The organism is Novosphingobium sp. 18050, assembly GCF_902706195.1.
Taxonomy (GTDB): Bacteria; Pseudomonadota; Alphaproteobacteria; order Sphingomonadales; family Sphingomonadaceae; genus Novosphingobium.
Genome location: NZ_CACSJO010000002.1, coordinates 190,918 through 210,890 on the forward strand (window position 1 = coordinate 190,918; position 19,973 = coordinate 210,890).

At 66.1% G+C, this 19,973-nt stretch carries 15 protein-coding genes; 8 read left to right on the forward strand and 7 right to left on the reverse strand.

Annotation, left to right across the window (positions count from 1 at the left end; all coding sequences use genetic code 11):
* Positions 1 to 212: 212 nt before the first annotated feature.
* The 4 genes from GVL61_RS03385 to GVL61_RS03400 all read left to right on the forward strand — a co-directional run bounded on the left by GVL61_RS03385 (position 213) and on the right by GVL61_RS03400 (position 5,252).
* Positions 213 to 1,079: a glycosyltransferase family 2 protein gene (locus GVL61_RS03385; protein ID WP_200844713.1), complete on the forward strand. Its 867-nt coding sequence runs from the start codon at positions 213 to 215 to the stop codon at positions 1,077 to 1,079.
* Between the two features lie 80 nt (positions 1,080 to 1,159).
* Positions 1,160 to 2,215 carry a polysaccharide pyruvyl transferase family protein gene (locus GVL61_RS03390; protein ID WP_159976993.1) on the forward strand — a complete coding sequence of 352 codons (1,056 nt, stop codon included), beginning with the start codon at positions 1,160 to 1,162 and terminating at the stop codon, positions 2,213 to 2,215.
* A 122-nt stretch (positions 2,216 to 2,337) separates the two neighbouring features.
* A complete protein-coding gene (locus tag GVL61_RS03395) occupies positions 2,338 to 2,604 on the forward strand; it encodes a hypothetical protein (protein ID WP_159976995.1) in 267 nt (88 codons plus the stop codon).
* 2 nt (positions 2,605 to 2,606) lie between these two features.
* Positions 2,607 to 5,252: a putative Ig domain-containing protein gene (locus GVL61_RS03400; protein ID WP_159976997.1), complete on the forward strand. Its 2,646-nt coding sequence runs from the start codon at positions 2,607 to 2,609 to the stop codon at positions 5,250 to 5,252.
* Positions 5,253 to 5,325: 73 nt separating this feature from the next.
* On the opposite strand, the gene GVL61_RS03405 is transcribed toward GVL61_RS03400, so the two are convergent.
* Positions 5,326 to 6,252: a glycosyltransferase gene (locus GVL61_RS03405; RefSeq protein ID WP_159976999.1), complete on the reverse strand. Its 927-nt coding sequence runs from the start codon at positions 6,250 to 6,252 to the stop codon at positions 5,326 to 5,328.
* On the reverse strand, positions 6,249 to 7,364 hold the full coding sequence (locus GVL61_RS03410) for a glycosyltransferase family 1 protein (RefSeq protein ID WP_159977001.1): 1,116 nt from the start codon (positions 7,362 to 7,364) through the stop codon (positions 6,249 to 6,251). Before GVL61_RS03410 ends, GVL61_RS03405 begins: the two co-directional genes overlap by 4 nt.
* Positions 7,365 to 7,593: 229 nt before the next feature.
* Between GVL61_RS03410 and GVL61_RS03415 the strand changes: the two genes are divergently transcribed.
* Positions 7,594 to 8,658 (forward strand): glycosyltransferase family 1 protein, encoded by a 1,065-nt coding sequence (locus tag GVL61_RS03415; RefSeq protein WP_159977003.1) that lies wholly within the window; start codon positions 7,594 to 7,596, stop codon positions 8,656 to 8,658.
* Positions 8,659 to 8,696: 38 nt separating this feature from the next.
* Positions 8,697 to 9,842, forward strand: coding sequence for an acyltransferase (locus tag GVL61_RS03420; protein WP_159977005.1), 1,146 nt, complete (start codon positions 8,697 to 8,699; stop codon positions 9,840 to 9,842).
* Between the two features lie 19 nt (positions 9,843 to 9,861).
* Here the strand turns inward: GVL61_RS03420 and GVL61_RS03425 are convergent, their stop codons facing one another.
* Complete coding sequence (locus GVL61_RS03425) at positions 9,862 to 10,737, reverse strand: polysaccharide pyruvyl transferase family protein (RefSeq protein WP_235037515.1); 876 nt, start codon at positions 10,735 to 10,737, stop codon at positions 9,862 to 9,864.
* Between the two features lie 212 nt (positions 10,738 to 10,949).
* Here GVL61_RS03425 and GVL61_RS03430 point away from each other — a divergent pair, with 212 nt between their 5' ends.
* Entirely contained in the window at positions 10,950 to 12,440 is a 1,491-nt protein-coding gene (locus tag GVL61_RS03430) for a lipopolysaccharide biosynthesis protein (protein WP_159977009.1), read from the forward strand.
* Positions 12,441 to 12,458: 18 nt separating this feature from the next.
* On the opposite strand, the gene GVL61_RS03435 is transcribed toward GVL61_RS03430, so the two are convergent.
* From GVL61_RS03435 to GVL61_RS03450, 4 genes are read right to left on the reverse strand one after another with little or no spacing between them, the layout of a single operon-like run.
* The gene (locus tag GVL61_RS03435; protein WP_159977011.1) at positions 12,459 to 13,982 is read right to left on the reverse strand and encodes a hypothetical protein; all 1,524 of its coding nucleotides are present in this window, start codon (positions 13,980 to 13,982) and stop codon (positions 12,459 to 12,461) included.
* A gap of 9 nt (positions 13,983 to 13,991) precedes the next feature.
* On the reverse strand, positions 13,992 to 15,680 hold the full coding sequence (locus GVL61_RS03440) for a hypothetical protein (RefSeq protein ID WP_159977013.1): 1,689 nt from the start codon (positions 15,678 to 15,680) through the stop codon (positions 13,992 to 13,994).
* 44 nt (positions 15,681 to 15,724) lie between these two features.
* Positions 15,725 to 16,870: a glycosyltransferase gene (locus GVL61_RS03445; protein WP_159977015.1), complete on the reverse strand. Its 1,146-nt coding sequence runs from the start codon at positions 16,868 to 16,870 to the stop codon at positions 15,725 to 15,727.
* Positions 16,863 to 19,034 carry a polysaccharide biosynthesis tyrosine autokinase gene (locus GVL61_RS03450; RefSeq protein ID WP_159977017.1) on the reverse strand — a complete coding sequence of 724 codons (2,172 nt, stop codon included), beginning with the start codon at positions 19,032 to 19,034 and terminating at the stop codon, positions 16,863 to 16,865. The genes GVL61_RS03445 and GVL61_RS03450 overlap by 8 nt, the downstream gene beginning before the upstream one ends.
* A 275-nt stretch (positions 19,035 to 19,309) precedes the next feature.
* On the opposite strand from GVL61_RS03450, the gene GVL61_RS03455 reads away from it, so the two are divergent.
* Entirely contained in the window at positions 19,310 to 19,906 is a 597-nt protein-coding gene (locus GVL61_RS03455; protein ID WP_235037516.1) for a polysaccharide biosynthesis/export family protein, read from the forward strand.
* The last annotated feature ends 67 nt before the right edge of the window (positions 19,907 to 19,973 follow it).

Genomic DNA, 19,973 nt, shown 5'->3' on the forward strand with positions numbered 1-19,973 from the left:
TGTCTCCGTGGATTGACTTGCACATACGGTTTCGCGGTGCCTGGCCCTGCATGGGGACTACCAGAGTTGCCTCGATATTCGCAGGATGTTCGCGCGCAGTGACTATTTTTTAACACTGTAGTTGGCCGCGTTCTCTTTATCCTGCGACGCGTTCCATGTGTTCATCGGCTGCGAATATCGTGCCGATAGTGACTGTCGAGGAAATTGGCCGCTTGCCCAGCATCCATGTCGTGATCGCCACGGTCGGCCGTGCCCAATTGGTGCGCCGGACCGTCGACCTGCTTGCCTTGCAGACCCGGGCTGCGGACGGTGTGATGGTTGTGTCCGTCGCGCCCGCAGATGTCGCGGGGGTCGAGCAGGCGCGCGGTGCACCGCGTATCCTGTTTTCCGAAAGGGGCCTGTGCCGCCAACGCAACCGTGCGCTTGATGCGCTGGAGGGGCAGGCGGACATCATCGTGTTCTTCGACGACGATTTCATCCCGGCGGACGATTATCTCGCACAGGTAGAGGCCTTGTTCGTGGCGCATCCCGATATCGTCGGGATCACCGGCGAACTGCGCGGGGACGGGGTGCGGCAGGGCGGCTTCACGATCGAGCAGGCGCTCGAACTGCTGGCAAAGCCGGACCCTGCGGCGGCGGAACTGCGCCACCGGCACGAGCTTTACGGCTGCAACATGGCCATCCGCACCAGCGCTGTGCAAGGCATGCGTTTTGACGAGAACCTGCCGCTTTATGGCTGGCAGGAAGATATCGACTTCACCAATCGGCTGGGCCGCAAAGGGCGGCAGGTGTCGACCCGCGCGGTGACCGGGGTGCATCTGGGCACCAGCGGCGGGCGCACTTCGGGCAAGCGACTGGGATATTCGCAAGTGGCGAACATCGTCTACCTCAAGCGCAAGGGCACGATGCGGCCGGACTTCGGCAACCGTCTGATGTGGAACAACGTTGCGGCCAACGCGCTGCGCAGCCTGCGGCCCGAACCGCTGGTCGATCGGCGGGGGCGGTTACTGGGCAACATGCTCGCCATTTTCGACTGCCTGCGCGGCCGCGTCGATCCGCGCCGGATACTTGAGATGTGACGGGACTGGCGACAATCCCGGGCCCGAGGGCGGCCGCGACCAAGGCTCGGAAACAGGCCCGGAAACAGGCACGTGCAAAAATGCGGCGTCAGGTCTTCGTCTGCGGCGATCTGCATAACCTCGGCGATCTCAAGCTGCTGCTGCAGAACCTTGCCCTGACCGGCGGGCGCGGGGGCATTGTGCGCCGGTGGGCACCGCTGCCGGCGGCGGTGGAGAGGCAGGTCGAGGCAGCGGGCGGCGTGCTGGTGTCCGGCAAGGCCATACCGGCGTTCGCGCGGCAGGCGTTCGGGGCGCAGCTCGTTTTCGGCGGCGGGCAGCTGGTGCGCGATAACGTCTCGATCCCCTCTCTGCTTGGCCTGCTGGTGGGCGTGCTGAGCGCCCGGCTGGGCGGCGGCAGTCTCGTCACGCGGGGGCTGGGGGTCAGCGCGATCCGTTCGCCGGTGCGCCGGGTCTTGTGGCGGGCTGTGCTGTCGCTGTGCAAGGTCGTGAATTTGCGCGACGAGGCTTCGGCCCGCAATCTTGCGCGGCTGGCTCCCGGCAAGGCGCATGCGGTCAATGCCGATATGGTTTTTCTGCCCACGGCCGGCGCGCATACGATTTCGCCGGGCCAGGGAGAGCGGCGGTGGATCGTCATCGCCCCTTGCGTCGACGGCAGCGAGGGGCGCACGATCGAGGGGGATGCGCTGGACGTAGCGCTGGAGGCGGCTTTGAGCGCGCTGCCCGGCGCGCGCGTGGTGATCGCCTGCCATGATCCGCGTGACGGGATGGACAAGGCCGCTGCCGCGCGTCTGACCGCGCGCTGGCCCGAACGTGAGATCACGGTGCTTGGCGGTTACGAACTGGACCCGCTGATCACCCTTTACCGCGAAGCTGCGCTGGTGCTGACCAACCGCCTCCACGCGCTGATCTTCGCGATCCTTGCCGAGGCGCCGGCACTGGCGATTGAGGACGGGACCGCCAAGGTGCGCGTCGTCGCCGACCGGTTCGTTATCCCTGTCCTGCCGCGGGACCAGCCCGAAGTCGCCTGCCAATGCGTGTCCGATGCGCTGGGTTTCGACCGGGAAGGGCGTGCGGCGGTGCGGCAGGATCTGGCGCGCAAGGCTGCCGGCAATCTCGACCACGGCCCGTCGGCCTGAATCTGCCTTCGCGAGATTAATCACTTTCCTACAACGATTCGGATGGAACATAAAGCGAACGAAAGTCGGGTGGCGAGTCGCCCGGCCATCAGTCCCTTTGCCTTCCAGCCGGAGTTGCCAAGATGCAGGACCCCTTCCAGACACATGCCGATGCCGCCTTTGCGCCATCGCGCTCGCCTTTCGCGATTCTGCCCAGTGACACCGAGGCGCTGGCGCTGGTGCCCAAGGGTATCTACGTCGGCACTGGCGGCGACGTGGTGCTGCGCGGCGTCGACGGCGCCGCCGACGTGACCTATCGCAACCTGCCCGATGCCAGCTACATCGCCGTTCGCGCGCTCTACGTGCGCGCCGCCGGGACGACCGCCGCCGATCTCGTTGGGGAGGGCTGAGCATGACGCGCCTCGTATCGGGGGGCCGCTCTGGCGGCGTCGGCAACCGGACGCGCACCGTTTCAGGCAGCGGCGCGCTGTTCGTCTTGCCGCGTGCGCTGGGTTCGGGTTCCAGTTTTTCACTGCGTTCTGGCAGCAATGCCAATCTGGCGCTGGCAGGCAGCAGCATCAGTGCGGCCTCGGCGCTGGCTGCGGGGGCGAGCCAGGTGGCACTCGTTCGCGAAAGTGTGGGGACGGGCACCACTGCCCGCGCGGTAGAATACGCCGTGACGCTGACCGGGGCGACGGCAGCGCCCACCCCAACTCCCACTCCTACTCCCACGCCGGGCACGTATCTGCCCGCCAGCGCGGCCTTGGCCGGTGCTTACGGCCTTGGCCTGCTGGTTTCCGCCTACGCCGGGCCGGCGCTGCGCCTGCGCCGCGTCTCGGACGGGGCCGAACTCGACGTCGGCTTTTCCGGCCAGGCCCTGGACATCGCCGCTGCCTCGACCTTCAAGGGCATTTCGACGCTGACGGTCGCGGCGGTCTACGACCAGACCGGCAATGGCCGCCATCTGACGCAGCCCGCCACCTCTGCGCAGCCCACCCTATGGCTGGGTGAGGGTGGCCCGATCATCACCAACTACGACACCGACAGCCCGATGCTGATCCCCGCGGCCCTTGCGATCCCGCGCGCCGACTGCGCGGTGTTCATGGCGGCGCGCACCCCGGGGCAGGCGGCGACCTGCGGCTACTGGGCGTTCGGCGGGGCGACGACCGACTACGGCCTGACCAGCCCGCGCAGTGCCGGCAATCTGGCAATGCAGCCGATGGTGGCGGGCGCTTCCATTCCGGCGACGGCAACGAATGCGCGGGCGCTTGGCGTGAACAACCTGGCGGTGCTGGGCCTTGTTTCCAGCGCGGCGAAGCAGGTCGTTCACCGCGACGGGCAAACGGCGGACTATCCCGCCGCCGCTGCCGCCACGCTCAACGCCGGGGGCGAGGTTGGCGAAGCGATCGAATACGGCGGGCGTACCGACTGGCGCGGTTTCGTGGTCTATTCCGCCGCGCCGACGGATAGCGAAGTCACCGCGATCAAGGCGGCGCTGAAGGCGGTTTTCTCTACTGCGGAGCCGGCCACGCTTTCGTTTCTTGCGGGCGGCGACAGCATCATCTTCGGCACCGGCGGCGCCAACAACCGCACGATCACGGCCGCGCTCCACCACCGCTCCGCCGCCAGCGTGCTCTATCGCAACATCGGCATCGCGGGGCACCGGCTCGAACTCGGCTATACCGGCTTTGACACGCCATCCGTCGCCTATCTCACGCCGGGCGTGCCCAACGTCTATGTCAGCGACTACGGCCACAACGATATCAAGACCAACGTCACCGACGCCGCGAGCGCGCTCACGGCTGTCGAGGCGATGAAAGGGCAGGCCCGGCGCATGGCTGCAAAGCTGCGCGCTTACGGCTTCGACATGGTGATCTGGCAGGAAGCCTACGGTGACACCACGTTCACGGCCAGTCAGGAGGCGGCGCGTGATGCCTGGAACGCATGGCTGCGCTCAGGCGCGCTGGCCGAGGATGGCCTGCCCTGCTTCGACGCGGTGGACAAGGTGGCGAGCGACACGGCCTTCATCCTCTCCGACGCCGAGACCGACGCCGGGCGCGGCATGGCGCTGGGGAGCAATTCCTCGGACGGGGTTCACCCGAACGAGGTTCACGCAGGGACGCGGGCCGACCACCTTCTGGCGACATATGCGGCGATCCCCTTTGCGCTCAAGTATGTGCCGGTGGCAGGGCAACAGGGTCTGCCCTACACCGGCTATACCCCGCGCGTGGTGAAGGGCACGGCGCCCTATGCCTTTGCTCTCGCGCCGGGGTCGGCAGCCTTGCCCGCCGGGCTTGTCCTCGATGCGGGAACGGGCGTCATCTCGGGCATGCCGACCTCTGCGGGCACGCATTCCGGCATCGTCCTGCGCGTATCGGACAGTCTGGGGGCAACCGCCGATGCGGTGTTCGCGATTTCGGTTGCGGCGGCGGCCACCATCGCCGTTGCCGACCAGACAGAGAGCTGGAACGCCGCCGATGCGACCAGCATCACGGTGGCCATGCCCGCTATCGTCAACGCCGGCGACGTGCTGGTGGCGGTGATGTCGATCGACGCGGTTCCTACCGTCACCTGGGACCATGCGACCGCTGGGGCTTGGACACAGCGGGCGCAGTACGTCTCGAACTCGAACGCCCATGCGCTGGCGGTGTTCACGCGAACGGCGGACGGCACGGAGGGCGGCAAGGTGCTGAACGTAACCCTGTCCGGCTCGCAGCAGGCGGTAACACGGGTGTTGCGCGTTACCGGGGCGACCGGAGCGGTGGAGATGGGAAGCTACTTGCGCAGTGCCTCCACGTCCGCCGATCCGCCGGCGATCACCCCAAGCTGGACGGGTGCCAGCCTGTGCATCGCTGTCCTTGCGCTCGACGGCACCGCCACGATCACCTCCGGTCCCGCCGGTTATTCGGGGCTCATGACGCGGGCATCGAGCACGAGCGGCCAGTCGACCAATGCGAGCGCGTGGAAGATCGCCTCGGGCACGGAAGACCCCGGTGCCTTCACGATTTCCGCCTCGGGACAGTGGGTCGCTGCTGCCATTGCGGTGCAGGCCAGTTAACCGCAGGCACCGCGACAAGATGATAACCGGCCCGGCCCCCGGCGATGCACAATCGCCGGGGGCCGGGTACGTTTCAGGCCGTTCGCATCGAGCGTACCAGCGCAACTCCGATCAGCAGCGGCAGGCGGCGGAAGCGGCTGGACAGAAGCGAGCGCGGGGTGATCGCGATAAGGCTCGCCAGTACGGGCAGGCGCATCGTCCGCACCCGCTCTGCCGAGATAGCGCGGTAGCGGCGGAAAATTCGCAGCCGGGTGTAAGCCTCGATGATCGGGGGTGGAGGCAGGCCGGCGCCGGCGCGCGCAATGGCGTCTAGCTCTGCCCGCACGGCGGAGCGTTCCTGCTCCTCGACATTGCCGATCGAGATCGCGCCTTCGTGGCGGCGGTAGAACAGGACGTCGACGGGTGGGTTTTCGATCCGGCCATGGGCGCTGGCGCGAATGAAGAGGTCATAGTCCTCGGCATGCCGATAGTCGCTGCGGTAGCCGCGCATGGCCCTGAGCGCCGCCGCCCGCATCATGATCAGCGGGTGCATCGAAACGGCGATTCGCGGGGGAAACACGGAAAGATCGGTGCTGGCATGCCGTCCGCCGGTGGTCCGGGTGCTGGTGGGGGTCGGGTTGCGGTCCCCCACGGCATAGCCGCCGACCAGAACGACGTCCGGGTGGCGATCGAGGTAGGAGGCCTGGAAGGCCAGCCGTTCGGGAAAGGACACATCGTCGGCATCCATCCGCGCGATATATTGCCCCTGCGCATACTCGATTGCGGTGTTGAGTGCGGCGACAATCCCGCCGTTCGGCTGAGTGACCACACGAATCCGCGCGTCCTTGCCAGCCATGTCCTGCAGGATCGCCGGCGAGCCATCGGTGCTTCCATCGTCGACGACGATCAGTTCGAAATCGGCAAGCGTCTGGTCGAGGATCGACTGCACCGCTTCGCGCAAATAGATTTCGCCGTTGTAGCACGGCAAGATCACCGAGACGCGCGGTGGACGCCCGTTCATGCCGCCTGCCTCAATGGCTGTTTGCTCACCGCCATGATCCTGCCGAGCAGTTCTCCGCCCGCCCGCGCCCAGGTGAACTGCATGGCCCGCGCGCGACCTTCTTCCACTTTGCGCGCGAACAGCGGCGAGGCGGGATCGAGCGCGATGATGGCCTGTGCCCACGACGCCGGATCGTCAACATCGGCATAAAGCACGGCGTCGCGGCACACTTCTGGCAGGGCGCCGGCAGGCGCGACCACGGCAGGCGTGCTGCAGAGCATAGCCTCCAGCGGGGGCAGCCCGAAGCCTTCGGTGCGCGATGGGCAGAGCAGGCAGCGTGCCTGGGCATAAAGCGCGCGCAGCCGTGCATCGTCGCACTTGCCGGCGAATATCGTGCCTTCGGGAGCGGTCAGACCCTGCGCGGGTAGTGCCTCGCGCGTGGTGCCCACGACCACCAGCGGCACTGCGGCAAGCGCGCCCTGCGCATAGGCGGCGAAGACTACCGCGTTGTTCTTGTAGGCCTTTGGGCTGCCGAACATCAGCGTATATCCGCGCGGGGAAAGCCCGAGTTCGGCCAGGGCACGCTCGTCCGGCTCTGCCTCCAGTACATGGTCGACGCCGTTGTACAGCACCCCGGTGCGCGCCGCCGAGGATACGCCCATCACGTCGAGCATGCGCCGCGAATAGTCCGACACGGTCAGCACCGCCGTGCTCGTCCGGGCCATGCGCGGGGTCAGCAGCCGGTAGCCCAGGCGCTGGCGCAGCGGGTATGAACTATCGGGAAACAGAAATTGCGCATCATGGATCAGCGTGATCTTGCGGCGGTGGCGCAAGGGCGCAAGATTGGCGAGGTTAACCAGCACGCCGTCTGCGGCAAGCGTGGGCAGGCGCCGCTGTTCCCAGCCTTGGGAGGGGGCTTCGTCCAGTTCGCGCACCTCGATATTGCGCAGGTGAGGGCGCCATTCGCCGTCGTGGCGCGTGGGCAGCAGCAGCGTGACCGAAGGCATGCTCCCGCCAGATTCCACGCCAAGGCATGCGTCGATCTCGCGCACAAGGCGGTCGGCCACCCGGTGGACACCGTTGAGCCCGCCCGAATAGAATTTTCCGTTAATGTAGACCGGCAGCATCGACATGAAGAAGTGGCGCCGCCTTTCCGAACACGCTATTGAAAAAGATACCGTTATCGTAATATTGCGGTGCGGCGATTGCGACGCGCAATTATCGGTATTGCCAAGATTTAATCTCGATTTCGGGCGCGAGGAATCTTCCCTAGCGGCGCCGGGCGGGCCATGCAGGAGCGGCAACGTGGGGGCTCGGATGTCGCAGGGCGACGACTCGATTCTGGTCAATGCTCGCTTTCTGATGCAGCCTGTTACGGGTGTGCAGCGGGTTGCCCGCGAACTGGTTTCCGAAATGGACCGGATGGTGGGGGCCGGCGAAACGGCGCTCCGTATTGCACTGGCCTGTGAACCGGATGCGGAAGTATCCGCGCTGGGTCTTCGCCATATCGAAGTGGAGCGCAGGGGCGGAGCAAGCGGGCACTTGTGGGAGCAACTGGTGCTGCCGCGCATGGTCGCGGGAAGGCGTCTGTTATGTCTGGGCAACACTGCCCCGCTGATCTCGGCGCTGGCCGGGCAACGCGTCGCGGTGATGATCCATGACGTGTCGTATCTGTCGCTGCCGCAGGCCTATTCACTGCGCTACCGCTTGGCGCACCGCGCATTGCTGCCCGTTCTGCTGCGTCGCGCCGACCCCATCCTTACCGTATCAGTGACAGAGCGTGAGCGGCTAAAGCACCTGAACGGGCGTGCGGGCAAGCGCATCGTCGCTGTCCAGAACGGTGCCTGGAGCCATGACCGGGTGGAGCGCGGCGCTCCCGGCGGGCAGGACGGCGAGCGTGAGCCAATGGTGCTTTACGTTGGCTCGCTTTCACGGCGCAAGAACGTCGAGCGGGTGATCGCCGTCGCCCAGCGCCTTGCGCGCGAAGACGGGGTGCGCACCGTGCTGGTCGGTGCCAGCAACGAGATTCTCGCCCCGATCCGGGCCAGCGTTGCGCCGGATGTGGCGCATATGCTGGAATTCGTGGGGCAAGTGCCCTGCCTCGAAGCGCTGGCGGGCTATTATCGCCGGGCCTCGTGCCTGTTGTTTCCCTCGCTTTACGAGGCATCGCCGCTGCCGCCGGTCGAGGCGATGAGCCTGGGCTGCCCGGTCGTGGCCTCGGCAATCCCCTCGATGACCGAGCGGTGCGGGACGGCGGCGCTCTACTGCGACCCGCTCGACAGCGAGGACATATTGGCGGCGGTGCGGCGGGTTCTCGGCGATCCTGCCCTGGCAGAATCCCTGCGTATTCAAGGCTTTGCGCGCGCTGAGAGCTTCTCCTGGCGTGAACAGGCCCGCCGCATTCTCGAGGTCATGACTGCGAGTTAATTTGGCCCCGCGGCCAATTCCAAGAATGATTGCGGGCGATGACGCCCCCCCATGTCTCCTCTCGTCCGCGCAAGGCGCCCGTCTATGGACTCGACGCCGTGCGTCTGCTCGCTGCCGTGCTGGTGGTTGTGTATCACCTGGGCTTCAAGGTCTGGGCGATCGAAGGCAGCATGCTCAATACGGCGCTGGGCGCTTCGATCGCCTATCCGCCGGGCTGGCAGTTGAGCTGGTGCGGCTGGGTTGGCGTGCAAGTGTTCTTCGTCGTATCGGGAGCGGTGATCGCCTATTCGGCGCAAGGAGTCAGCGCGCGCAGCTTTGCAAAGCGGCGCGTGGCACGGTTGCTGCCGGCGCTGCTTATTGCCTGCGCCATCGCCTTCCCGGTCGCGGTGCTGGTCTTTGCCGTCCCGCCCGGACAGGCGGCGTGGCTGGCGCTCAAGACGCTCACGTTCATGCCTTGGGGGCCGTGGATCATCGGCCAGTTCTGGACCATCCCGGTCGAGCTGTGCTTCTACGCGGTGATATGGGCGATGCTGGCATCGGGCCGGGCGGCGCTCGGGGCGCAGGCGCTTGCCTGGTGGCTGGGACTTGCGAGCGCCGGGTACTGGACGGCGGTAGCGGGTGGGCTGCTGGCAGGTGGTGGGCGCTTCACCGAACTGCTGCTGCTCCAGCATGGCGGATATTTCGCGATCGGTATGCTCTGCGCGCGGCTTGGTAGCGGGACCCTTCGCCGGCGGCATCTGGCGCTGGCATTGGCCTGCGTTGCAGCGGCGGCCATGCAGGTTCGCGAAGCGGCGAGCTGGGAAATGGTCGGGCGAGCGGACCTCGCCGCGCGCTGGCCGTTGGCCTATACAATCTGGCTCGCAATCACGGCGATGGTCGCACTGTCCTTCCTGTACCGCGATGCAATCGCGGCGCGGGCGGAGCGCTTTGCGGGCGTGCTGCGCCTCGCGGGGCTGTCGACCTACCCGCTCTATCTCATCCATATCCACGTCGGCGGCGCGATTCTGCTGGTCGCTATGCCGCTTGGGCCGGTGGCGGCGTTTCTGGGCGCGATGGCGGGATCGCTATTGGCGTCGTTTGTCATCGCTGCCTGGCTGGAGCCGCCGCTTCATATCGTGGTACGTGCGGTCATCGGCCAGGTCGGTCGCCGGGCCATGGCGCTGCCTCGCCTAAGGGCGGGCTGAGGCAGCGCACTGTTCCGGTCTACGCGGCTTCCCGGTTCCTGGCGGCTTCGCGGGCCCAGGCGATCGCATCGTCCAGATCTGCGGCGCGGTAGACCAGCGGCGATGCCCCGGTGAAGGCATCGAGGAAGCGCCCGATCTTGCCATAGTAGTTGTCGAGCACGGCATGGGGCCGGCCCAGCAGCAGCGACAGGATGTGGACATGCAGCCGGTCGGTGACGATCGCGCGCCCTTGTGAAAGCTGGCGGAAGCCTCGCTCGACCCGGTGCCGTGCCGCCGCCTCGTAGGATCTCGCGCGGGCGGCCGAAGGCGAAAGCGCGGTCCAGGCGCGGATGGCGCCAGTGGCCTTTGCCCGGCGCACTGCGTTGATATCCTCGTCCAGCCAGTCGTCGACGGGAATGCCGGGGGGCACCTGCGCCACGCCTGCGCCTTCCTTGTCGGTCCTCAGCATCGCCAGCACGTCCATCGATGCGGGCGCAGCGCGGGTGGCGCCGATGGCCAGCGCACTGTCCGGGCACAAGTGGACCGCGCAGTCGAAATGCTTTTGCGCCAGTTCCAGCGAAGGGACGTCGCGCACTAGCAGAGTAAAGTTGGGATGGGCGGCGATGATGCGGGCGGTCTGCGCGATTCGGGCCGGGTCGTTGTAGTGGATCGATTGGGGCAGCTGGATCACCGGCCGGTCGGTGAAACGTGCGATCACGCCTTCGCGGAAGTTCTGGTGATGGTTCCAGATGTCGCCGAAGCTGCCGCCGCCAATCAGGAAGATGGGACCTTCGGGCACCGCCGAACGCAGCGCCGCATCGTCGAGATTGTGAAAGGCGCTGACATAAGCGGGATCGGCACCCACCAAGGACCGGAACAAGGTGAGCGCACCAAGCCAGATCGCAGAATCTCCCACGTTAGAATAATTGGGGAAATCAAGGAGGGCAAATTTCCCCTGTACATGCTCATAAAAGCATTCATTCAATCTAGAAATGGCGCTGTCGAATGAGCCATTAAATAAATTTAATTCGGAGTTCATTCGATCAAGCTCCTGAAGATCACTTTGACTTGCTATTTCGCAGTTGCGACATGACTATGCAAGCGAAACGAAAACGTTAAGGACGCAGCATGGCTGTCGAAGGTACTTTGCGGCATCGGGCAGCCGGCGCCATCGGCTGGAGCGTCGTGCGCTTCGGCGGCGACCAGATATTCGGTTTTATCGTCTTCGCAGCTCTCGCGCATCGGCTGGGTCCGGCCACGTTCGGCGTGTTCATCGTCGGACTGGCGGTGGCGGAAATCGGCAAGATCATTGCGCAGGGCGGGTTGGTCAGCAGCCTGTACCGAGCGAAGGAAGTCACCCCGCGCCTTGCTGATACCGTGTTCTGGGCGAACCTTGCGATGGGCATTCTCGTCGCGCTGTTTTGTTTCGTGCTGCGCCGCCCGCTGGCGAATGCGCTGGGCAGCGCAGAGGCCGCGCCGGTGATCGCCGCGCTTGGTCTCGTGGTGCCCATTTCGGCCGCCGGGGCGACGCATATGAGCCGCAACCTGCGGGAGTTCGGCCACCGTGCACTGGCAATCCGCTCGCTCGGCGCGGGGCTCGTCGGCGGTACGCTGGCGCTGGTGGCGGCGGAGGCGGGATGGGGCGTCTGGGCGCTGGTGGTGCAGCGCTTCGCCAGCGAGGCAATCGGTACGCTGGTTGCCTGGCATGCTTTTCGCTGGCGCCCCGGCTTCGACGTTTCGTGGAGCACTTTGCGCGCCCAGTGGAAACTGGGGGCTAGCGTCGCCGGTTCGCAGCTTCTCCTCGTCGCGCTCAACCGCGCGCAGGATGTGATCCTCAGCCGCATGATCGGCATTGGCGCTGTGGGCGTTTATCGCACCGCCTGGAAGTCGATCGAGGTGGTGGCGCAGGGTCTGATTACCCCGTTCTCGACCGTCGCCGTGCCGACGCTTGCCAAGCTGAAGCACGACATGCCTGCGTTCCGGCGCGGATACGTGAAGATGGTATCGACAAGCGCCATGATCGCCTTCCCCGCCATCGCCGGGATCGGCGTGCTGGCGGATCAGATCATTCCGCTGCTGTTTGGCCCGCAATGGGGTGAGAGCATACCGCTGGCGCGGGTGCTGTGCCTGCTGGGGCCGCCCTTCGCGCTCAACTTCTTCGCTGATCCGGCGCTCACCGTGCTTGGCCGTGCCGGCGTGATCGCGAAGCTGGCAGCGATCCAGCTGACGCTTACCCTGGTGTTCTGCATCGCCGCTGCGCCCCATGGCCTGCTGTGGTTCGCTGTTGCCTATGTCGGGCGCGCTTATGTGACGCTGGCCTTGCAGATGGTGCTGCTTCAGCGGGCGAGCGGGATTCGCGCGGCCGACGTGCTGGCCGGCATCGCGCCTGCGCTGGGGGCCTCGGCGGTGATGGCTGTGGTGGTGTGGGCTACGGGCGATACCATGCATGTGCAGGGATCGGCGAGCGGGCTCGCCGCGCTCACCCGCCTTGGCTTCCTCATCCTTCAGGGCGTGCTGGTCTATACGGCGGTATTGCTGCTGATGCTGGGAAGCGCGCGCCGGGCCGAACTGGGCGGGTTGCTGCGTTCCGTGCTCACCCGCTCGCGCAGCCTTTCCTGAATGCTCCACCGGCTTGGATCAGGCCGGTACGGGGATGCGCAGCGGGCCTGAGGCCGCTGCGGGGGATACGTCGAACGCGGCCTCTCCAGCATCCTCGAACGCTTGTTCGACGGTGCGCCGGCCCGAGCGCAGGGCGATGGCCGAACCGGAGAGGATGGCGAAGGTCAGGCCGGGGTCGCAGCTGGGCGCCGAGACCGAGGCCACGCCTACGCCTACCACCATGGCCCAGGCTGCGGCTGCGGCGGTATCGCGTTCCGCCTCGCCGCTACGCATCCAGGTCGACAGCGCCAGCGGCTTGAACGCGCGCAGGAAGTGCCCGGCAAAGGCGACAGCGCCAATCACGCCAACCGAACCCAGGATCGCCGCCATCAGGCTCGACGAGCGGAACGAGCCGGGGCCGATGCCCAAGCCATGCGAGACGACGAAGGCCTCCAGCCCCTGCCCCGCCCAGAACAGGCGCTGGCGACCGGAGAAGGAGCCGGCCTTGTCGAGCGTCATGTGTTCCAGCAGGTTACTCAGCGCAGTAGCGAGCACCGGGTTCAGCACCAGCATCGCGCTTACCAGGGCCATGGCGCCAAGTCCGGCAAGTATCATCCAGGCCAGTCGGTCGAGCGTGAACAGGCGCGGCGTCACAGCTGCCCGCACGGCCAGGATCGTGCCGAACAGCGCCAGCCCGACATAGGCGCTGGAGGATGTACTGGCGACCAGCGCCGAGCCCAGAAGCAGTGCGGCTAGCCCCGTTCGCCGCGGCTCGACTCCGCGTAGCCAGCATTCGAAGTTGAACACGAACCAGACTATGGCGAAGGCCGCATAAGACGAAGCTTCGGGCAAAACGCCGTTCATGCGCACGAAGCCGTTCCATTCGTGGTCGAGCTGGGCGTAGTTGCCGTTGCGGAAGAATTCGAAGACGACGTTGGCCGGAGTCTTGCGCAGCGCCACGCTGGCGAAGCCGAGCAGGGCGTGAACGATCCCGATCGTGGCGGCAGTGCGTGCCAGTACCCGGCTTGCGGGCGTGGGCGCGTTGCCGGGGGCTCCCGCTACGGCAGGACGCGAGCGCAGCACCGTATGCGCTGCCAGTGCCATCATCAGCGTGCCGATCATATAGACCGCCGTGGTCACATTCTGTGGGCTGAAGTGGAGCGGTGCAGCGGCGAGAATACGTGCTAGCTCGCTGCCGTAACGTGCGCGGATCTGACCGCGCAGGGGGGTTACGTCCATCTCGCCCGCGAAGATGCGCGGCAGGATCAGTGCGGCAAGGACGCCGTAGACGACAAAGACCACAAGCCATGCATTGCCGCGCAGAGCCTGGACGAGGTTGCCGGGCGGCACGCTGCCCGGCACGACGCAGCGCAGGAGCAGGAACGCCAGCGCGAAGTGGGCCGGGGTGATCGACGATCCGCCCAGTGCCGTGAGGTTGACCGCAGCCGAGCCTCCGAACAGGGTAGATATCATCACGAACGCGAAAAGCCCGCGCAGCGACCCGAAAACGAAAAGGCTCAGGCCGAGCAGGAGCTGGACTGCGCCGATGATTGTGAGTTCCATGCGCGTCTCTCAGATCTTGGCCGGGTAAACGGGAACCGCGCGGGCCGGGCAGTCCGCAGCGGGGACATGTGGCTCGGCGTATATGCGGATGCGGTAGCGGAAGCCGTCTCGGCCGGATTTTGCGTTCGGTCCCACGACAAGGTCGACAGTGTCGCCCGTCCCGAGCGCGACATCGCGCAGGTCGAAGCGCTGGGATGTCGTAACAAGTGCGGCGGCGAGGTCTGTCTTGCCGTGTCGCAGTGCCACGTCGATGCCGTCGCCGCCGGGTTGTTTGTCGATGCACACGGCAATGGAAACCTTGCGGGCGGCCGGGGCAGTGTAGCGGATGATGGCGTGTATGGCCCCCGTCCCCTCGCCAGCGGGCGCACCGGCTACATCGCCGATCCAAAGCGGGCGCAGGAAGCGGTCGCCGTGGTAGGTAGTCCATTGGCCGTCGAGCCAGGGGAGGCTTCGCTCGGTCCCGTCCGCCTTGCGCGCGAGATAGCGCCAGTCTGCGCTGCCATAGCCGAGCAGGCTGTCGGCCAGTACCGGCCCCGGCGTGAAGGTCGGGCGGGCGGATCGCAGGGCGACCACCGGATCGTCGTTCAGGTCTGCCTCGGTGCCGGAGAGCGGCTGTCCGCGTGCGTCGAGCAGGCGGGCGGAAGCATCGAACGCGATCCGCCCCGAAGCGCCCCAGGCTACCCAGGCATCCGTACCGAAGCGATAGAGCCGCACGTTCGGATCGCCCGGATCGACGCGCTCGGGGCGGCCGTGTGCCAGCAGTTCGCGCTCGATGAGGCTGAAGGCCTGCGCGGCGGGCTTGGTGCGGCCATCGGCATCGTAAAGACCCATGTTGCGGAACCACTTCTGGTCGACGAGCGCGTACCAGTGGGCCGCCTCCACCCCGCCGGCGGCAAGCAGGGTCGCCGCCTTGACCAGCTGCGGCGCGGCCATTTCGGGCATCGGGTAGTTGTCGCTGAACTCGCTGGCCCAGACAGGCAGGGGTTTGCCGCGGCGGCGCATGACATCGGCGAGATGCGCCAGTTCGACATCGAGGTTTTCTGCCTGAGAGCGATAGGGATGGACCGCGACGGCGTCGGCAGCATCGAGCAGGCCGCGCGCGAAAAGCGAATCGAGAAAGCCGGTTGCGATCATGTTGCTCGATCCGCCGAGGATCTTTGCGGTTCCGCCGCGTGCGCGCAGTGTCTCCCGCGCGGTACGCACCAGATCGACGTATTCGCGCAGGGGGTCGCCGCCGGTTTCCCCGGGGCGGAACAGCTGACGCGAGTCCATGCTGTTGATCTCGTTGCCGATCTCGATAGCGGCGAGGCACGAGGCGAAGTGCTTCTGTAGCGCGGCGATGTATCCGGCGAACGCAGCTTTTGCACCCGGCGAGCGCAAGGCGCCGCCCTCGTCGTAGAGCGGGTTGAGCGGCACGGCGACCAGCAGCAGTGACCCGCCCTTTCGGCAGAAACTGTCCAGCGCCGCGACGCCGGCGCCTTCGAACGTGTAGCGGCCGGGCACGGTCTCGACGCGGGCCCATGGGACCGAGTCGCGCAAGGAAGGCGCACCGGCTTTGCGGGCAAGGTCGAGGCGCGTGGCCGGCCAGCCCTGTGCGAAGTGGGTTTGTACACCAAGCGTCATGGTCTGCGGGGAGGTCTGCGCAGGCGCACCGCGGCTGCAACTGGTGGTAAGGGCGGCGCAGGCGGCAAGGCCCATCGCAAACCGCGTGCCAGCTTGCCGGAGCGGTCTTGGCGGCCTGTTCACATCAGCGACCGCAGTATCCCGGAGTCGAAGGCGGCAGGAGAGAAGCGGCTCGCCTGGAGCACGGCGACAGCAGGGTCGAACGAGGGCAGCCAGTCCTCGAAGCGCGAGACTGCGTCGATCAGCGAATCGACGGTTTGCTCAGCGAAGAACAGCCCGGTCTGCCGGTCGACTATCGAATCAAGCGCGCCGCCCTTGCCGAACGCGATGACCGGGCGACCCGAGGCCATCACCTCCACCGGCACGATGCCGAAGTCTTCTTCGGCAGTGAAGACGAAGCCGCGGCAGCGGGCATAGTGGGCGCGCAGGGATGCGAAATCGAGGCGCGGGATGATCGTTACCGTAGGCCCGGCCATTCGGCGCAAGGCGGCCGCCATCGGCCCTTCGCCCACCACGAGCAGTGGCAGTCCCAGCCGGTTGAACGCTTCCACTGCCAGGTCGGGCCGCTTGTAAGGCACCAACTGGCCCACCCACAGGTAGTTCTGATCGATCTGGGCCGAAGGCGAGAACAGGCTGACGTCCACCGGAGGATGGACCACGGTGGACGGCTTGTCCCAGGCCCGTCCGATGCGCCGCTGGATGAAGCGTGAATTGGCGACATAGCGATCGACGCGCGAGGCGGATGCCACGTCCCAGGTGCGCAGGCGGTGGAACAGGAAGGGCATGATTGCGCGGTTGAATGCGCCGGTCGCCTCGCGGTACTGGTGGTAGTGATCCCACAAGTACCGCATCGGCGAGTGCACGTAGCAAAGGTGCATGGCGTCGGGGTCGGTGATGACGCCCTTGGCCGGACCGCTCTCGCTGCTGATAACGAGGTCGTAGCCGCGCAGGTCCAGCTGTTCGAGCGCCATGGGCATGAGCGGCAGGTATTTCTGGTAGTGCCGAGTGGCGCCGGGCAGCCGCTGAATGAAGCTGGTCGTCACCTTGGCCTGCGCAATCGTGCGCGAAACACGCGATTCGTCGTATACGTGGGTGAAGATGTCGGCCCCGGGAAAGAGGTGCAGCAACCTTTCGATCACCCGCTCGCCGCCGCGCATCGTCACAAGCCAGTAGTGAACGATGGCGACCTTGCGATAGCGTTGCCGCACGCTGGCCAGCAGTGCATCGTCATCCTCGCCGGGGGGCGTCGGCAGCAGGTTAAGCATAGTAGTCCTTGTACGCCTTGTAGAAGGCGTTCTCATCGACCCCGAACCCGGACTGCTTGCGAACGTCGACCCGGGTGAGGATCATGCCGGCCAACCCGACGTAGCCGGCAGGCAGCATTCGCAGCAGCGAGCGAACTGCGGCCTCCGGCGTGCGGCGCCAGCGGGCGGCGATGATCGAGGCATCGGCTTTGCACAGCAGGAGCCGCGCGTCCGCCATCGGCAGCACGGGTGCGGTGTCCATGATGACGGCGTCGAACGACTGCGCGGCGAGTGCGAGCAGCGTGTCCATGCCTGTACCGGTGAGCAGGGCATGGTCTTCCTGGGCAGAACTGCTCAGCGGCAGGATCGAGAGCCCGGTGCGCGGATCGGTGACGAGCGCCTCTTCGAGCTGCACTTCTCCGCGCAGAACTTCGAGCAGGCCTACCTCACGCGTACCGCCAAGCCAGCGGCTCACCCCGCGCCGCCGCACGTCGCAGTCGATCAGCAGGATGCGGTCGGACCCACTGGCCATCGAACGGGCGAGGCACAGCGCGACGGTCGTCTTGCCTTCGGACGGCAGGGCCGAGGTGATCGCGATGATGCGCGGGTTTTCGACTGCGAAAGCGATCGACGCGCGCAAGTTGCGGAAGGCTTCGGCGAAGGCCGAGCGCGGATGGTCGATGACCGCCTCTACGGGATCGCCGGCGCCGCCGCCGCGCTCCTTGCGGGACAGGACCGAGGTGAGTTCTGGAACCGAGCAGAGATAGTGCACGCCCAGTCGCCGTTCGACATCCTCGCCGGACGTGAGGCCGCTGAACATCATTTCGGTGGCGATGGCGCAGATGATGCCGAGGGCCAGTCCCAGTGCGCCGGAGAGCACCATGTTGAGCAGGAAGTTGGGGCGCGCCGGCGTATCGCTCGGCAGGGCGGGGTGCAGCACGCCGGCTTCGGGCTGGCGGATGCCGATGCGCGCCGCCAGTTCCTTGTAGCGCGACAGGTAGTTTTCGTAGAGCGCCTTCGAAGCCTGCGCGCGCTGATCGATGTCCTGAAGGTCGACCATCGCCACGTTGTCGCGCCGCAGTGCGCCTTGCGAAGCATTAAGCGACCCCGTCAGCGAATCGAGCCGCTTCTGCGAAACAGCTGCTTTGGCCGAAAGGTTGGAGATGACGCGGCCGATTTCGTCGCGAATCTGGCCGGTCACTGCATCGAGCTGGCTGCGCGCGCGCAGGAGATCGGGGTGGCGTGGGCCGTACTTGCTTGAAAGCGAGGCGATTTCAGCGGCATAGCCCGCCTGTTGCTGGCGCAGCGAGGCCACTACGCCGGACCCCAGCGCTTCGCCGACGTCGTCGCCGGCTGAACCCATGCCAAGCTGCTGGCGGGCGGTGGCGAGACGTGCCGTGTCCTCCGCGGCCTGAGCGCGGGCCTCGGTTACCTGCTGGTTGTAGGCGGAGATTTCCTGCTCGGTCAGCGAGCGGTCGGTGGTGGTCGGCAGATTGTGCGCGAGGCGATAGCGCGACAGGGTGGCGGCATCGGCCGAGGCCTGGATACGCGCGGCTTCCATGCGTGCGCCGACTTCCTTGAGCGCCTTGCCGTCGCCGGTTTCCTTGTCGGCCAGGGTGCCGAGCGTGTACTGCTGGGCAAAGGCGTTGGCGATGCGCGCCGCCTCTGCCGGGTCCTCGCTCTCGAAGGCGACGCTGATCGTGTAAGTTGCGCCCGAGCGGAATGCGGTGACGCCGTCCTCGACATAGGCTATCGCCGCGTCGCGTGCGCCGGCGGCGTTAACGCCCTCCTCCATGAAGCGGCGGTCCCGGGCGAGGCCAAGACGATCGACGACAGCGGCAACGTTATGGCTGGAGGTCATGACCTCAACCTGCGTGTCGATGTAGGTTTCGCTCAGGCTTCCCTGTGCGGCCAGACGGTCGTCCTCGGAAAGCGGCGCAATCGGCTCGACCTTGGTGTCGAGCGTGACTTCCGCAGTGGAAAGATACGTCGGTGTCTGGCGTGCGGTGATCACGAGGCCTGCGGCCAGGCATAGCAGCAGCACGCCCAGGATCAGCGGCCAGCGCCGCCGCAGGAACGCCAACAGCAGGCCGGGATCGACCCGATCGGCCGGCGCAGACGCCGCAGGTCGTGTTACCGGGACGAGAGACCCCGGCTGGGGCGCAAGGACAACCGACTTGTTCAAGCTGTTACCATCCGTTCATACCGGAGTGTCACCACAGATCATCCGGATTCGGACATAGTTTCGTTCAACAATCACCGTATGGACAAGTCGGACTTCATATCATTTCAAAAATGTAACATCATGGCTTCGGCAGTAGAGCGTTCTGTGGTGGATTTTAGGAACTAATATTTGAGAAAGAACTGAAATTACATTTCTGCAATATCGTATTGATGCTTGTCTTGGCGGCCCTTGTGATGAATGCTTGGCAGCGAAATTTGCTTGACGGAGAATCGGGGGTGAAGATTATCTGCAGCCTGCGCGGACGATGGGCCGGCTTTGCCGCGGCCGGGGCGCTGGCGGTGCTGAGCCAGGGCTGCGCGACATCAAGCGCGCCGCCGCTTGGTGCGGCCGAAGCGCAGCAGGGCCTCGGCGCTTATCGGCTGGGTGCAGGGGACAAGCTGCGTGTGACCGTCTACAACGAACCTAATCTGTCCGGCGAATATGCCGTGTCCAGCGCGGGCGACATCGCTTTCCCGTTGATTGGCATGGTTTCGGCCGGGGGACGGACCGTGAGCGAGGTGACTCAGGCGCTGACGACCCGCATCGGCGAGGGTTATATGACTGACCCCAGGGTCAGCGTCGAGGTGCTCAACTATCGCCCTTACTACATCATGGGCGAAGTGCAGAAGCCCGGCGAATATCCTTATGTCGCGGGGCGGACGATCGAGCAGGCGGTGGCTGCAGCGGGTGGCTTCAGCTATCGCGCCAATGCCCGGCGGGTCAATCTGCGCCGTACCTCGGACCCGGCGGAAAAGTCGGTCGAACTCTATTCCGATCAGGCCGTGGCAGTGATGCCCGGCGATACGATCCGGGTGCTGGAGCGCTATTTCTGAGCCTTCGCAGGCCTTTAAATACGACAGGATAACCGGGGGAGAAGAGGGCAGGGGAGCATAGCTTCCC